This window comes from Nocardioides sp. WS12 (assembly GCF_014108865.1).
GTDB lineage: Bacteria > Actinomycetota > Actinomycetes > Propionibacteriales > Nocardioidaceae > Nocardioides.
Map to the genome: position 1 here is coordinate 4,804,012 of NZ_CP053928.1, position 15,070 is coordinate 4,819,081.

13 protein-coding genes and 1 pseudogene are annotated in these 15,070 nt (G+C 65.8%); 4 read left to right on the top strand and 10 right to left on the bottom strand.

What is annotated here, in order from left to right:
* Window positions 1-12: 12 nt before the first annotated feature.
* The 6 genes from HRC28_RS23185 to HRC28_RS23210 all read right to left on the bottom strand — a co-directional run bounded on the left by HRC28_RS23185 (window position 13) and on the right by HRC28_RS23210 (window position 7,087).
* Entirely contained in the window at window positions 13-909 is an 897-nt protein-coding gene (locus HRC28_RS23185) for a MoxR family ATPase (protein WP_182377716.1), read from the bottom strand.
* The gene (locus HRC28_RS23190) at window positions 902-2,350 is read right to left on the bottom strand and encodes an NAD-dependent succinate-semialdehyde dehydrogenase (protein WP_237111624.1); all 1,449 of its coding nucleotides are present in this window, start codon (window positions 2,348-2,350) and stop codon (window positions 902-904) included. The genes HRC28_RS23185 and HRC28_RS23190 overlap by 8 nt, the downstream gene beginning before the upstream one ends.
* A 106-nt stretch (window positions 2,351-2,456) precedes the next feature.
* A complete protein-coding gene (locus HRC28_RS23195; protein ID WP_182377718.1) occupies window positions 2,457-3,974 on the bottom strand; it encodes a carboxyl transferase domain-containing protein in 1,518 nt (505 codons plus the stop codon).
* On the bottom strand, window positions 3,961-5,175 hold the full coding sequence (locus tag HRC28_RS23200) for an LLM class flavin-dependent oxidoreductase (protein ID WP_202033159.1): 1,215 nt from the start codon (window positions 5,173-5,175) through the stop codon (window positions 3,961-3,963). Before HRC28_RS23200 ends, HRC28_RS23195 begins: the two co-directional genes overlap by 14 nt.
* A gap of 56 nt (window positions 5,176-5,231) precedes the next feature.
* Window positions 5,232-5,972, bottom strand: a complete 741-nt coding sequence (locus HRC28_RS23205) for an SDR family NAD(P)-dependent oxidoreductase (protein ID WP_182377720.1) — start codon at window positions 5,970-5,972, stop codon at window positions 5,232-5,234.
* A gap of 170 nt (window positions 5,973-6,142) precedes the next feature.
* Window positions 6,143-7,087 carry an alpha/beta hydrolase gene (locus HRC28_RS23210; RefSeq protein ID WP_182377721.1) on the bottom strand — a complete coding sequence of 315 codons (945 nt, stop codon included), beginning with the start codon at window positions 7,085-7,087 and terminating at the stop codon, window positions 6,143-6,145.
* 166 nt (window positions 7,088-7,253) lie between these two features.
* Here HRC28_RS23210 and HRC28_RS23215 point away from each other — a divergent pair, with 166 nt between their 5' ends.
* From HRC28_RS23215 to HRC28_RS23230, 4 genes are all read left to right on the top strand, one after another.
* On the top strand, window positions 7,254-8,045 hold the full coding sequence (locus HRC28_RS23215) for an enoyl-CoA hydratase-related protein (protein ID WP_182377722.1): 792 nt from the start codon (window positions 7,254-7,256) through the stop codon (window positions 8,043-8,045).
* Between the two features lie 11 nt (window positions 8,046-8,056).
* Complete coding sequence (locus HRC28_RS23220) at window positions 8,057-9,211, top strand: acyl-CoA dehydrogenase family protein (protein WP_182377723.1); 1,155 nt, start codon at window positions 8,057-8,059, stop codon at window positions 9,209-9,211.
* A 168-nt stretch (window positions 9,212-9,379) separates the two neighbouring features.
* On the top strand, window positions 9,380-11,008 hold the full coding sequence (locus tag HRC28_RS23225) for an FAD-binding protein (RefSeq protein WP_202033160.1): 1,629 nt from the start codon (window positions 9,380-9,382) through the stop codon (window positions 11,006-11,008).
* 31 nt (window positions 11,009-11,039) lie between these two features.
* A complete protein-coding gene (locus HRC28_RS23230; protein WP_182377725.1) occupies window positions 11,040-12,092 on the top strand; it encodes an LLM class flavin-dependent oxidoreductase in 1,053 nt (350 codons plus the stop codon).
* 45 nt (window positions 12,093-12,137) lie between these two features.
* On the opposite strand, the gene HRC28_RS23235 is transcribed toward HRC28_RS23230, so the two are convergent.
* From HRC28_RS23235 to HRC28_RS23245, 4 genes and pseudogenes are all read right to left on the bottom strand, one after another.
* Window positions 12,138-13,334 (bottom strand): MFS transporter, encoded by a 1,197-nt coding sequence (locus HRC28_RS23235; protein ID WP_182377726.1) that lies wholly within the window; start codon window positions 13,332-13,334, stop codon window positions 12,138-12,140.
* Between the two features lies 1 nt (window position 13,335).
* The gene (locus tag HRC28_RS25775; RefSeq protein ID WP_202033463.1) at window positions 13,336-13,956 is read right to left on the bottom strand and encodes a 3-oxoacid CoA-transferase subunit B; all 621 of its coding nucleotides are present in this window, start codon (window positions 13,954-13,956) and stop codon (window positions 13,336-13,338) included.
* A gap of 75 nt (window positions 13,957-14,031) precedes the next feature.
* Window positions 14,032-14,802 (bottom strand): annotated as a pseudogene (locus HRC28_RS25780) (CoA transferase subunit A); the annotation flags it as partial.
* A 36-nt stretch (window positions 14,803-14,838) separates the two neighbouring features.
* Window positions 14,839-15,060 (bottom strand): lipoyl domain-containing protein, encoded by a 222-nt coding sequence (locus HRC28_RS23245; protein ID WP_182377728.1) that lies wholly within the window; start codon window positions 15,058-15,060, stop codon window positions 14,839-14,841.
* Window positions 15,061-15,070 lie beyond the last annotated feature (10 nt).

Below are 15,070 nucleotides of genomic sequence, written 5' to 3' on the forward strand. Positions count from 1 at the left end.
TCAGGCAGGACGTCAGGCGCCGACCAGAGGCGTACTTGCTGCAAGGGCCGCCTCGGCCTTGTCGACATCGGACTGGTCCTTGAGCAACACATTCAACGTGTCGACCACACAGGCGGCATCGACCGTCTCCACCTCGAGCAACCTCAGCGTCCGCGCCCAGTCGAGCGTCTCCGAGACCGAAGGGCGCTTCTTCAGGTCCAGCATCCGCAGTGACTGGACGACCATCGAGATCTGCTCACCCAGTTCGCGAGCGATCCCCGGCACCCGAGCCTCGATGATCGCTCGTTCCCGCTCAGCCGACGGATGGCCCAGGAACAGAAACAGGCACCGGCGCTTGACCGCCTCGGAGAGGTCCCGGGTGCCGTTGCTGGTCAGGAACACCATCGGCCGATGCCGCGCACGGATCGTCCCCAGTTCGGGCACGGTCACCTGGAACTCCGAGAGCGCCTCGAGCAGCAGCGCCTCCGTTTCGAAGTCGATACGGTCGATCTCGTCGATCAACAACACCACCGGCTTCTCGGCGCGCAGGGCCGCGAGAATCGGCCGCTCCAGCAGGTATTCAGGTCCGAAGATGCCCGCATCGTCGAGACCCTCGCCCCCGTCCTCACGCCGATCAGACAGTGCCAGCAACTGCTTGCGGTAGTTCCACTCGTACAGGGCCTTCGACTCATCGAGTCCCTCGTAGCACTGCAACCTGATGAGCTCGGCCCCCGTCATCCGGGCGAAGCTCTTGGCCAGTTCCGTTTTCCCTGTCCCGGCCGGCCCCTCGACCAGGATCGGCTTGCCGAGTTCCGCGGCCAGATAGACCGCAGTAGCAGTCCGGTGGTCAGCGAGATAGTCGACGGAACCGAGCCGGCGCTGCACGTCATCAGCACCGGCGAAGTCCGTGTTCCTCGCCGACTCAGACACTGATCCCGACGAGCTTCGTCTCCAGGTACTCCAGCAGGCCTTCCTGGGCGCCTTCCCGACCGAGGCCGCTCTGCTTCATCCCGCCGAACGGAGCCGCCGCAGACGTCGGGTTGATGTCATTGATTCCCACCATCCCGAACCGGAGCCCCTCCGCGGTCCGCAATGCCTTGCTCAGGTTCTGGGTGTAGACGTACGACGCGAGACCGTAGTCGGTGTCGTTCGCCATCGCGACCACGTCGTCATCGTCGTCGAAGACGATCACCGGGGCGATCGGCCCGAAGGTCTCCTCGCGGTAGATCCGCATCTCCTCGGTCACGCCGGTCAGGACGGTGGGCGCGAAGAAGTGTCCGCCGGCGAGGCCATCGTCGATGAGCCGCGTGCCTCCGGTCTCGACCGTCGCCCCCTTGGCCACGGCGTCGGCGACCTGCTGCTCCATCCGATCCATGGCATCGCTGTCGATCAGCGGCCCGACGGTGACCCCGTCGATCAAGCCCTGGCCGACCTTCATGCCGGACACCCGCTTGGTGAGGACGTTCACGAACTCATCGCGAATGGAGCGGTGCACGAAGATCCGGTTCGGCGAGATGCAGGCCTGACCGGCGTTGAGCAGCTTCACCAGCGCTGCGCCCTTGGCGGCGTGCTCCGGGTCGGCGTCGCCGAACACGATGAAGGGTGCGTGTCCCCCCAGCTCCATCGACACGCGCTTCATCTGGCCTGCTGCTTCGCGGGCGAGCATTCTGCCCACCGCCGTGGATCCAGTGAAGGTCAGCTTCGCGATCGCGGGATTGGTCAGGAACTCGGTTCCGATCGGCTCCGGGTCTTCGGCTGTGACCAGATTCGCCACCCCGGCCGGGACGCCCGCTTCGTGCAGGATCTCGAAGACCGCGACCGCACACAACGGCGTCTGCTCGGCCGGCTTCAGCACGATCGTGCACCCGGCGGCAATCGCTGGCGCGACCTTGCGTGTGATCATCGAGATCGGGTAGTTCCAGGGCGTGACGGCCCCGACCACCCCGACAGGCTGATGCATGACGAGGAACCGCTGGTCCTCGCGGGCCGAGGGGATCGTCTGCCCGTAGACGCGCTTCGCCTCCTCGGCGAACCAGATCAGGAAATCCGCCGCGTACTTGACCTCCGTGCGCGCTGCCTTGATCGGCTTGCCCTGTTCCCGGGTCATCAACTGCGCCAGGTCCTCCGAGCGCTCCAGCATCAGCCGGTGTGCCTTGAGGAGCACCTCCGCGCGCTGGTACGCCGTCGCGGCCGACCACACGGGAAGAGCACGCTCAGCAGCAGCGATCGCCAGTTGGACGTCGGCCTTGCCACCCGAGGCGACCCGATGAATGACCTCACCGCTGGCGGGGTCGGTCACCTCGAAGGTGCTTCCGTCGGCGGCCGGGCACCAGCCGCCGTCGACGTAGAGGGTGTCCAAAGTTTCCGTCACAGCGACATTCTGCAAATCATTCCGGGACACATTATCCTCCGCGCCATAATTCGATTTGTTTATCATTTCGAAATTACCATGATTGCTATTTAATTGTCGAACAGAATTACGTTTGCATGACGAGGTTGGCGCCCAGACGGTCGAAGCGCTGGACGCGGCGCCGGTGGCGGCCGACGCTGTCCTGAGCGCTGACTCGCCGTACCTCGGCCTCGATGGCCGCGCCGACGCGGACAGCGAAACGCTCCGGCTCGTCCGCCGCGTCAGGCATCTCCGGCACGATCCGGTCAACGAGGCCGAAGCGGGCAAGGTCGGCCGCACGAATGTTCTGACGGTCTGCCATCTCCGGTGCTCGCGATGCATCGTGAAAGAGGATGACGCTCGCGCCTTCGAGCGGAAGTGGCGACAACCAGCCATGTCGGGCCGCAATCACCGCGTCCGCTGGCAGGAAGGCGATCGCGGCCCCGCCCGTCCCTTGTCCGAGCAGGACCGAGACGGTCGGCACATCGAGATCGATCAGATCCGAGAGGCACTGGGCGATCTCGCGGGCGAGACCACCCGACTCGGCTTCCGGACTCAGCGCCGCGCCTCCGGTGTCGATCAGCGTCACCACGGGTAGGCCGAGGGCCGCAGCAAGCCTCATTCCACGGCGGGCCTCACGCAGCTCCGCAGGCCCCAACGGCTCCGCTTCCGGCGCGCCAGCGCGATCCTGGCCGATCAGGACGCAGGAGACGTCACCGAAGCGCGCAAGCGCCATCACCAGACCGGAGAAGGTGCCCGCGGCACCGGTCCCGCTGAGCAGAACCGCCTCCGATGCAGCGTGTTCCAGAACCTCCCGGACGCCGGGACGGCTCGGCGATCGCGACGCCGAGACCGACGCCCAGGCCGAGTCATCCTCAGGCGTCATCCCCCATCCCTCGAGGTCCGCAGCAACCAGGCGCCTCGGCATCGCTTCACCCGGTGCCAGTATCGACAACACCCGTACCACGTAAGCCCGCAGCTCATCGGGCGCCAGGACCGCGTCCACCAGTCCGCGACGGTGCAGGTTCTCGGCGACCTGGACGCCCGGCTCGAAGGTCTCCCCATGCAATGCCTGGTAGACGCGGGGTCCGAGGAATCCGATCAGGGCGCCCGGCTCTGCAGCGGTGACATGCCCCAGGGATCCCCATGAAGCGAGCACGCCGCCGGTCGTCGGGTGCCTCAGGTAGACGAGATATGGAAGTTGAGCTGCACGGTGCGCATTGACCGCCGAGGTGATCCGAAGCATCTGCAAGAACGCCCCGGTTCCTTCCTGCATCCGGGTTCCGCCCGAGGTCGGCAATGCGACGACCGGCAGCCGTTCGGCAGTGGCGCGGCGAAGCGCCGAAACGACGCGGTCGGCCGCGACCATGCCTATCGAACCGCCGAGGAAGCTGAACTCCCCCAGGATGAGAACGACGGGACGGCCAGCGATCGTGGCCGCCCCCGTCGCTATCGCCTCGTCACAGCCAGTGAGCTCTCGAGCCCGGGCCAGCTCTTGGTGATACTCGGGACCGGCAGGCGGGTCCAGCGGCGACTGGTCCCAACACTGCCAACTCCCGGCATCGACGACGAGGTTCAGAAGTTCCTTCGCATCAGGTCGCGACATCGACCGGTTCCTGGCGCGGCGACGCCCCCATCATGGAGTCGGGGTTGTCGGCCTTGAACTGTGCGGTCGCCTGGTCCTGGGCGGTACGGAACTCCGCACCGAACTTGGCCCGGTCGCCGTAGTGGTGGTCCCACGAAGAGACCAGCGGCGCGACAGTGCCGTGGAACTCGGGCATGACGTACTGCGCGAACAGTTCCAGCGACCGCTTGCGCGCCTCGAAGTCAGCCCATTCGATCCCTGCCAGCAGCACGGTGCCGAAGCCACCGCCGGACTGCTCCTCAAGTCGCTTGATCGCGGCGATCGCCATGTCCGGCGTACCGATCACGCCGTGGCCGAGATCGTTGATCCCGTCACAGATGACGTCATGCGGAGTGTCGGCGATGACCTGCTCGATGTCGTCCCCACCAGAGAACGGCCCGGTCGATCCCCAGCGCATCATCGGCACCATCCCGTGCCGGGCCTCTTCATAAGCCTGTTCCTTGGTGGCGGCCAGGTGCATCGGAACCATCAATCGCCAGTTGCTCCGGTCGACGGTCTGTCCGAACAGTTGCGCGCGCTCCTCCATCAGCTGCCAGGTGTCCTTGATGAAGGCGAAGCCGCCCTCGGAGTCGGTGGCAGCAATCGACAGCAGCCCGAGGCCGTACCGGCCAGCGAGGTTGACCCCCGACGGAGACCGAACCGAGGCAACGGCCATCTCCATCTTCCGGCCCTTGTAGGGCAGCAACTGGAGTTGCGCATCCTTGAGCGTGAACCAGTCCGTCTCCATGCTGACGGTCTCGCCGTTGAGCAGCCGGTGGATCGCGTCCAGACCCTCGGCCAGCATCGTGCGCTGCTTGTTCGGGTCGATGCCCATCATGTGCGCATCGGTGACCAGGGCGCCCGGCCCGGCACCGAACATGACCCGTCCGCGGGACAGGTGGTCCAGCAGGGTCAGCCGACCAGCCGTCACCAGCGGGTGGTGGTAGGGAACCGAGATGACACCAGTGCCGAACTTGATGTCCTGCGTGCGCTGCGCCGCAGCAGCGATGAAGATCTCGGGCGAGGAGACGGGCTCGACACCTCCGGAGTGGTGCTCGCCCACCCACACCTCGTCGAACCCGAGCCGATCCATGTGCTGGACGATGTCGAGGTCCTGGGTCAGCGCGATCGTCGGGCTCTGCCCGGGGGCGTGCAGCGGCGACATGAACATTCCGAACTTCATTGTTCTTCCCATCTATTCAAGGTCATTGGGTTGGTGGTGAGGACGTTCTGAATCGATCAATGCATCGAACGGCCGCCATTGACGTGCAGGATCTGGCCGGTGATGAAGCTGGCGCGATCGGAGCCGAAGAAGACGATTGCTTCGGCGACCTCCTCGGCCTGCGCGAGGCGCGCCATCGGAATCAGCGCCCTGGCTTCGGGAGTGAGGTCGGATGCCTGGGCGTCGGACGCAGCCGTGCCCCCCGGGCCAATGCAATTGACCCGCACCGCCGGGGCCAGTTCCTGCGCGGCCACCCGGGTGAAGGACACGACTCCACCCTTGCTGGCGGAGTAAGCGGCGAGACCCGGGTACGGGATTCTTGCCGCTCCGGAGATCACGTTGATGATCGAGGAAGATCCGCGACGAGCCATCCCGGGGGCGAAGGCCCGGCACATGTAGAACGTGCCGTCGAGGTTCACCGCCATGGTGCGTCGCCACATCTCATCGGTGGTCTCGATCACCGAAGCATCGGGGTAGATGCCGGCCACGTTTGCAAGGATGTCGACGTCGCCGACCACCTCCGAGACGCGGTCCCGCATTGCCTCGACGCTCGAGGACGACGAGACGTCGACAGCGACGGCGAGGTGCTCGACACCATGGGCCTCGAGCGAGGTGAGTGCTTCCTTCGCCGCTGTGTCATTGAGGTCAGCGAGCACCACGCGGGCGCCGCGAGCAGCGAACAACTGCGCGGTCGCAAGACCGATACCGCTGGCACCGCCGGTGACGACGACATTCTTTCCTGCAAGTTCCGTGCTCATGAAAACTCCGAACGATTCGACTGGACGGCTTCGTCTCGACGACGAGAACCGCTCTTTCTCTCAAGACCGCGGGAATGTCGTTGCCTCACGCGCCAACCTTGGCCAGTGTGCTCTTCGGAGGCATTCCCAGAAATACCTATCTCGGTACCTACGGCCGGCGAACAAATACTTCAAAGGTCGCGCAGCACTCGACATCTCTCGACCAATGACCGCCTCGAGACATCGATCTCCAAGCTCAACCGATCGTGTCCGTGCGTGACGCCCGGCAGCACGTGCAACTCGCATGAGACACCGGCGCGATGCAGTCGTTGCGCGAAGCTGATCGACTCGTCCCGGAAGATGTCGAGTTCTCCGACCTCGATGTACGCAGGCGCCAGGCCGGCGACATCAACGAGCCGTGCCGGCGCTTCGATCGGCGAGACGTGGTCGGTGCCCTGCCTCCCACCCAGGACCGCGTTCCAGCAGGTCCAGTTCGCGGACCAGTCCCAGCTCACGAAGGGCGGGAAGTCCGGGTCCGGGACCGTGTTGCGATCGTCCAGCATCGGATAGATCAGCACCTGCTTGGCCAGCGGGACCCCCAGGTCACGGGCCAGCACAGCAGTTCCCGCCGCGACGCCTCCACCACCGCTGTCGCCCATCACAGCGGCCCGATCCGGGTCCACAGAGAACGTCTCGCTCCGCTCGAGTACCCAGACGAGCGTCTCGAAGGCATCCCGTGCCATCCGCTCCCCGGGGTGTTCCGGAGAGAGCCGGTAGTCCGGTACCGCGAACCGGACTCCGGTCTGCTCGGCGTAGTGGCGCACCAGTCCGTCCACGTGGTCCGGCTTGCCCGCGATCATGCCGCCGCCGTGCAGGTAAACGACCACAGGCCCCGGTCCGGTCGCCGAATCCGGCGTGTACCAGCGCATCTCGATGCTCTGCCCGTCCGAGGTCGGAACCCGGTGCGACGTCACCGAGACGCCGGACGACTCCGGCACGGGCGCATCGTCGAGGCCAGCATCGATCATCGCGCGCAGGGCCGGGGCATCCCCGCGCGCCGGAGCCGCGACGGCTCCCGTGAACTTCTCGACCAGTACGGCAAACGCTTCTGCGATTTGCGGGTCAGGTGTCAGCATATTTACCACCTATTGGAATCACAATCTCGAGGAAAATTAAGATTATGGTTGATTAGATGACACAATAGAAGCATATTGCTGCAATACCCCGACCGAAATGGGCGCCTCAATTTTCGCGCCATTCACATTTCGGCAATGTGAATCAGAGATGCCTTCAGGAGGAAATGTGGCCGACCTGCTCGTCGAAAAGCACGGGACCACCACCGTCTTCACGATCAACCGCCCGGATCGGATGAACGCCGTCGGCGGGTCCGTCATGGCCGACCTGACCGCGGGCCTGCGGGAGTTCGAAGCGGACCCCGCGCAGTACGTCGCGATCATCACTGCCGTCGGCGAGAAGGCATTCTGCTCCGGCTTCGACCTCAAGGACATGGTCGCCGCCGACGCGGGCACGGCACTTCCCGTCTCACCCGGTCCCGACATTGCCGGTATTGCTGCCTGCGAGAAGGTCACCATCGCGGCCGTCAACGGCCTGGCGATCGCCGGTGGCATGGAAATCGCGATCAGTTGCGACATCCGGATCGCGTCCGAGAATGCGTGGTTCGGAGTCTTCGAACCCAAGCGCGGATTCATGGCCGGCGTAGCGGTCAACGTGCTGCCTCGGCTGATGCCCATGGGCGCCGTCATGGACCTGATGCTGAGTGGGGACCGACTCAGCGCGGAGGATGCCCATCGCCTGGGCCTCGTCCAGCGCGTCGTCCCCGCCGAGAAGTTGCTGGAAACGGCGCTGGAGAAGGCCGAGATGATCGGACGCAATTCGCAGCCCGCCGTCTGGGGCACCAAGAAGGTGCTGAAGTTCTGGCGCGACGCGCTCCTGGCCGAGCAGCAGCGCTACTACGAGGCCGTCATCCATCGAGTGATGCTCTCCGGGGACATGCACGAGGGCCCGCGCGCCTTCGCCGAAAAGCGTGAACCCCAGTTCGGCAACCAGTGGCCGAACCCCTTCGACCGGATCTGAGGATTCTGACCATGGAACTGTTGACCAGCCCGGAACTGCAGGAATTCCGCGACGAAGCGCGCACCTGGTTGCACGAGAACGTCCCGGGCGACGACCGTCCGCACGACGGCCCGGGCCTGAAGAACCGAGACGAGATCCGTGCCTGGGACGCCGCCTGGCAGCGCCGCCAGTACGACGGCGGCTGGGCCGGCGTCGACTGGCCGAAGGAGTACGGCGGCCGCGGACTGTCGTTGGTCGAACAGGTCATCTGGTACGAGGAACTGGTTCGGGCCGGTGCGCCGACCGGGTTCTCGGTCTTCCAGGTCGCGCTCGGCCACGCCGGCCCGACCCTGATCGCCCGGGCAACCGACGAGCAGAAGGCCTTCCACCTGCCGCGGATCCTGAAGGGCGAGTCGCCTTGGTGCCAGGGCTTCTCCGAGCCCTCCTCCGGTTCGGACCTCGCCTCGCTGCGTACCACCGGCGTCATCGATGGCGAGGAGCTCGTCATCACCGGACAGAAGATGTGGACCACCGGGGCTCAGTACGCCGACTACTGCGAGCTGCTGGTCCGGACCGACCCCGACGTGGCCCGCCACAAGGGCCTCACGTGGGTGATCATGGAAATGGACCGACCGGGAGTCGACGTCCGTCCGATTCACCTGATCCCCGACGAGTACGAGACGTGTGAGGTCTTCTACGACGAGGTCAGGGTGCCGCTCAGCAATGTCGTCGACCAGGTCAACAACGGCTGGAGCGTGGCGATGTCCACGCTGGCCATCGAGCGCGGGCCTGCGTTCCTGGACATGCGCCTTTACAACATCTACCACGTCGATGAGTTGATCTCGATCGCTCGCGACAGAGGCCTCCTGGCCGACGCCGCCCTGGCCGACCGACTCGCCCAGGCTCGCGCGGACGCTGCAGCGGTCCGGTCGATGGCCTACTGGCAGATCTCGACCTCAGAGATGGGCGTCCAACCGGGAGCGGAGTCCACGGCGATCAGGACCTGGCACACCCAGCTCGAGCAGCGCATCAGTCGCCTCGCGGTCGACATTCTCGGCACCGAGGCCCTGCTCCGGAACAACTGGACCCGACAGTGGCTCGGCACGTTCGCGACGACGATCGTCGGCGGCACGAAGGACATCCAGAAGAACATCATCGGTGAGCGCGTACTCGGGCTACCGCGCTGAAATCATTCTGATCCCAGCATGAATTCATAGGGACAATGACTATTTCATTGACAGGCAATGGCAATTCTTGAAAGATTGCATAAATGCCAGCCTGGTTCGAATTCAATCGCTGCGTGGCGAATATTCTCCACTTTTCCGAATTGCTCATTCAGTCCAAGGAGTTCGAACGTGGAACGCACTGATCATGACGTCGTCATCGTGGGCTTCGGCATCGCGGGAGCTGCCGCTGCCATCGAAGCCGTCGAGCGCGGTGCCCGGGTGCTGGTCCTCGATCGCGGGTACGGCGGCGGTGCGGCTGCGTTGTCGGGCGGCGTCATCTACGCCGGTGGCGGCACCAGGCACCAGAAGGCGGCCGGGGTGCACGACACCCCGCAGAACATGTTCAACTACCTCCGTCAGGAAGTGAACGGGATCGTTTCCGACGAGACCGTCCGCGCCTTCTGCGAACAGAGTCCGGCCATGATCGACTGGCTGGAGGAGCAGGGCGCCAAGTTCGAAGGCACGCTGAGCCCCTACAAGGCGTCGTACACGACCGATGCGCACTACTTGTACTACTCAGGCAACGAGACCGCCTGGCCTTACCGGCTCCATGCGGTTCCAGCAGCCCGAGGTCACCGGCAGGTGGCGAAGGGCGTGCAGTCCGGGACGATGCTGTCGCTCGCCGTTCGGAAGGCCGCCATCGCCAAGGGCGTCGAGTTCAGGCCGCTCAGCAGGGTCAGCGAACTCCTCATCGAGGACGGGGTCGTCGTCGGCGTGACCTACCGGACCATGAGCGTCAATGCCGACAGCGCCGACGGCCATCGCCGGCTGAGCAAGGTCGGTGCCAAGCTCGGCAACTGGATGCCGCCCCTGGGCGCGCGGCTCAATGGCAAGGCCGAGGCTCTGTGGCAACGACACGCGACCACGCACACGGCCCGCGCGAAGTCGGTCATCCTGGCCGCCGGCGGATTCGTGCTCAACGCCGAGATGATGGCCGAGCACGCCCCCGAGTACCAGTCGTTGCTGCCGCTGGGAACTGTCGGTGACGACGGCACCGGGCTGCGGCTCGGCGTTTCTGCCGGCGGAACCACCGTCAACATGGACCGTCTGGCCGCCTGGAGGTTCCTGTCGCCGCCGAGTGCCTTCCTCGAGGGCGTCGCCGTCGGGCCGACGGGCACGCGGATCATCAACGAGGACGTGTACGGCGCCCGCCTGGCCGAGTTCATGATCGCCGAACACCAGGGCAAGGGCTTCCTGATCGTGGACGACGAGACCTGGGTCCGGGCCCGTAGGCAGATCCGGAAACAGTGCCGGCAAGCGTTCCAGATCCCGCAGACGGCGTACCTCTTCACGGCCGGCCATCAGAAGGCAGACACCCTCGACGACCTGGCAGCCAGGATCGGCGTCCCTGCCGATGCACTCGCCGCAACGGTCGACGCCTACAACGAGGGCGTCCGCAGCGCGGACGGGGATCCGGCCCACAAGGCGGCCAACCTGTGCAAGCCGCTCAGCCGGGGCCCGTACCGGGCGATCAACATCTCCGTTGACGCCTCGCCTCTCTACCCGGCGACGGTGTTCACCCTCGGCGGTCTGCGTGTCGACGAGACCTCCGGCCACGTTCTCACCCCTGACAACCAGCGGATTCCCGGTCTCTACGCCGCCGGCAGGTGCGCGATCGGGCTCTGCTCGCACAGCTACGTCAGCGGACTCTCGCTGGCCGATGGTGTCTTCTCCGGCCGCCGTGCCGGCGGACATGCAGCCGCGGCTGCACAGAACAGCAGTCCCTCTGCCCAGGCAGGAACCCGGATCGTCACCTGACCGGGAACAACTAATTGTCGATTGGAATGCAATGACCTCTGGAGCCAGCCTTCACTACGGGATCTTCGTCCTGTCCACGATCCCGCCGGGGAGCACCCCGAACGAGATCGTGAACAAGGCGATCGATCAGATCAGGCACGCCGACAAGCTCGGCTTCGAACGAGCGTGGACTGCCGAGCACAACGGCCGCATCTACGGCATCACGTCCTCGGCGCAGATGCTGCTCGCGGCTGCCGCGGCCTCCACTAAGAACATCCGGCTCGGCACCGCCGTGTCGCGTCTGCCGCTGCACCACCCCCTTCGCCTCGCCGAGGACTTCGCGTACATCGATCAACTCAGCGGCGGCCGCCTCGACTTCGGGATCGGCAAGGGTTATGACCCCGTCGAATTCCAGGCGTACGACGTCAACCTCGACGAGCGCGACGAGCGATACCAGGAGACCCTGGACATCGTCATGCAGGCCTGGCAGACCGGCAAGGTCAGCTACCAGGGCAAGCATCTCCAGGTTCCCGGCCCGGGTGAGGTCATCGACGAGATTCCGATCTACCCCGAGGTGTTCCAGAAGCCGACTCCCCCGGTCTACGTGATGGTCAGCTCCAGCGAGGAGTCGCTGCGCAAGGCGGCGCGTCAGGGCCACGCCTTCGTCCTCGGTGCTGCGTCGCGCGACCAGGCGCGTGACCTCGTCAACGTCTATCGCGAGGAAGCCCGCACTGCCGGCTACTCCTTCGACGAGATCGACGAGCTCGTCTCGCGCTGCCAGCAGTTCAAGGCGATCCACGTGGCCGACACCACGGAGCAGGCGCAGCGTGAGTTCAAGGACGGCTACATGTGGTTCACCGACGTGAAGAGCAACCGACCCAAGGTCGGTCTCAACATCGACACGATGAGCTTCGAGCAGTACGTCGAGCGGAAGATGCTCATCGTCGGCTCCCCCGACGACGTCGCTGAGGAGCTCTCCTCACTGCACAGTCACACCGGCCTCGGCGGAATGATGCTGTGGTTCGACGGCGGCGGGGCCCAGCCGCAGGAGCAGGTCCTCCAGTCGATGACGACCTTCACCGAGAAGGTCCGCCCACAACTCTGAGTGACACCAAGCGGCCGGTCCCCTCGGGGCCGGCCGCTTCACATTTCACAGGCGGCGCTGGGGCCCGAACATCGGAACGCTCAAGAGGGAGAGGATCCCGATGGCGAGCAGGACGGCGTAGCCGGCGGTGAACCCTCCCGTCGCTTCGCGGAGGATGCCGAGCAGGGCTGGACCAGTCGCTCCAACGAGGTAGGCGATCAGGATCACCATTGCCCCGAGTCGGGTGGCGTCCGCCTGGGTGCGGGTGACATCAACGAGCAAGACCAGGGCGAGTGTCGAGCACCCGCCAGCGCCGATGCCGAACAGGACCATGGAGGGAACTGCCAGGGTCAGCGGGGCCACCAGCAGGAAGAGCACGCCCGTGGTCGACGCGGTGATCACCACGGCGAGCAGCGGACGTCGATCGACGACGACGTCGGTGAGCCACGACACGGCCACCATCGATACAGGGCCGACGAGCTGGAAGACGGCGAAGAGACCCGCCGCGTGATGTTCGGAGGTGCCGAGGTGGAGAAAAAGCGGCGTCACCCAGGCCAATCCGCTGAAGCCGATGAGCATCGCCGAAGCCGTGAACCAGGTGATCCACCACGCCGTCGGCGAGCGCCACGGCAAGCGGCGCTCAACCCGGCCCTCGGGAGGCGGGTCAGCGGGAAGCCTCCGTGCCGTGGCGACCCAGACCAATGCGGTCACCGCCGCGATGACGCCCCAGAACGCGAGCGCTGGCCGCCAACCCCCCAACGATTCCTCCACCGGTGTCGCGATCCAGGCAGCGAGAGCCACACCGACCGCAGTACCGGTGGTGTAGAGGCCAACCGCGAGCCCCCGGATCCGGGAGAGGTGACTGGCGATCAGACTGGGCACGAGCGCCGAAGCCGCCCCCATCCCGGCGCCGACGATTGCGCATGAGCAGAGCAGCAGCGGGGCGCCGGCAGGAACCAACCGGAGCAGGCAGCCGAGCGAGAGCACCGCGAGACCGACGCCCATCCCATTGACCGCGCCGACCCGGACCGCCACCCGGTGCCCGACGGGCGCACCGATCCCCATGAAGGCGACGACCAGCGATGTCAGCAACCCCTGTTCGAGTCCCGAGAGCTCGAGGTCCCTGGTGATGTCGTCCAGCAGCGGTGGCACCGACCCCAGCGAGGCGCGAAGGTTGAGTCCGATCACCGTCATCAGGGCGGCGAGCGCCCACACCGGAACCGTCACCTGTGCCGGGCGTGCCGCGACCGCGGCAGGCTTCATCTCAGGCAGTCAGGTCGACGGTGAACGGTGGACCGGTCCGGTCCCGAACCATTTCGACGGTGACCCCGGGCGCCAGCTCACGCAGGACCAGACCGCCGTCGGCGACATCAAGGACGCACAGGTCGGTGATGATCCGCGAGACCACCTGAACACCGGTGATCGGCAGGGTGCAGCTCTCGACGACCTTGAAGGTCCCGTCCTTGGCAACGTGCTCCATCAGCACAATCACCTTCTGGGCACCGCCGACGAGATCCATGCCGCCGCCCATGCCCTTGACCATCTTGCCCGGGATCATCCAGTTGGCGATGGTGCCGTCCGCAGAGACCTGCATTGCTCCGAGAATGGCAGTGTCGATCTTGCCTCCGCGGATCATCCCGAAGCTCGTGGCGGAGTCGAAGATGGACGCGCCTCGACGCAGGGTCACCGTCGCCTTGCCGGCGTCGACCACGTCAGGGTCCACCTGGTCGGCGTACGGCGCCGGTCCGGTCCCCAGCACGCCGTTCTCTGACTGGAGCACGATCTCGACGTTCTCGGGAACATGCGCCGGGATCAGCGTCGGCAGCCCGATGCCGAGATTGACGTAGTCGCCATCGGACAGTTCGAGCGCGGCCCGGGCCGCCATCTGGTCGCGGCTCAGGCCAAAGCCTGGTGGCGTCGCGGAAGCCCCGGCCACGACCTGGTTCCCATCGTCGCTGACAGCCGGGTCCCGGACCACGAGCCGCTCGATCCTCTTCTCCGCCGACTGTTCCGACGTGAGGGCGAGCACCCGATGGACGTAGATTCCCGGCAAGTGGATCTCGTCCGGGTCCAATTCACCGGGCTCGACGAGAATCTCGACCTCGGCCACCGTGATCCGCCCGGCCATGGCTGCGAGCGGATTGAAGTTCCGCGCTGACCGGTGGAAGACCAGGTTCCCGTGGCGGTCGCCCTTCCACGCCCGGACCAGGCCGAAGTCGGTGGCGATGGCCTCCTCGAGGACGAACGTTCGCTCTTTTCCGCGGAAGTCGAACTGCGCCGTGGGTTTGGGCTGGCTCTGTTCGAGAGCCTCACCATCAGGGCCGAAAAGCCACGGCAGGCCGCCGTCGGCAACCTGGCTGCCGACTCCAGTGGCGGTGTAGAACGCCGGGACGCCGGAGCCACCCGCACGCAACTTCTCGGCCAGGGTTCCCTGCGGGACGAGCTCGACTTCGAGCTCACCGCCCAGGAACTGGCGTTCGAACTCCTTGTTCTCGCCGACGTATGACGAAACCATCCGTCGGATCCGGTGCTCGCGAAGCAGCAGGCCGAGGCCCCAGTCGTCGACCCCGCAGTTGTTGGACACGGTGACGAGGTCCCGGACTCCCTTGTCCAGGAGCCCCGCGATCAGGACGCTCGGGATTCCGCACAGTCCGAAACCTCCGACCGAGAGTCGGGCTCCGTCGCCGATTCCCTCGAGCGCCTCGGCGACACCGCCGACCACCTTGTCCATCGCTGTCCAGCCTCCGGCTTCTCGTCGGTTCGACGGCTAGTTGAGCTCGCCGACCACGGTGCCGACCTCGTAGTCGCCGGGTTCGACCTTGATCGTCAACACACCGGCGGCGGGCGACTCGATCTCGGTCATGGTCTTGTCCGTCTCGAGCACGTAGAGCGCTTCGCCTGCGCCGACGGACGCGCCGTCGGCGACGAGCCACTCGGCCAACGTGCCCTCGGTCATGGTGACGCCCAGCTGGGGGATGCTCAGTTCCATCGTTCGTTTC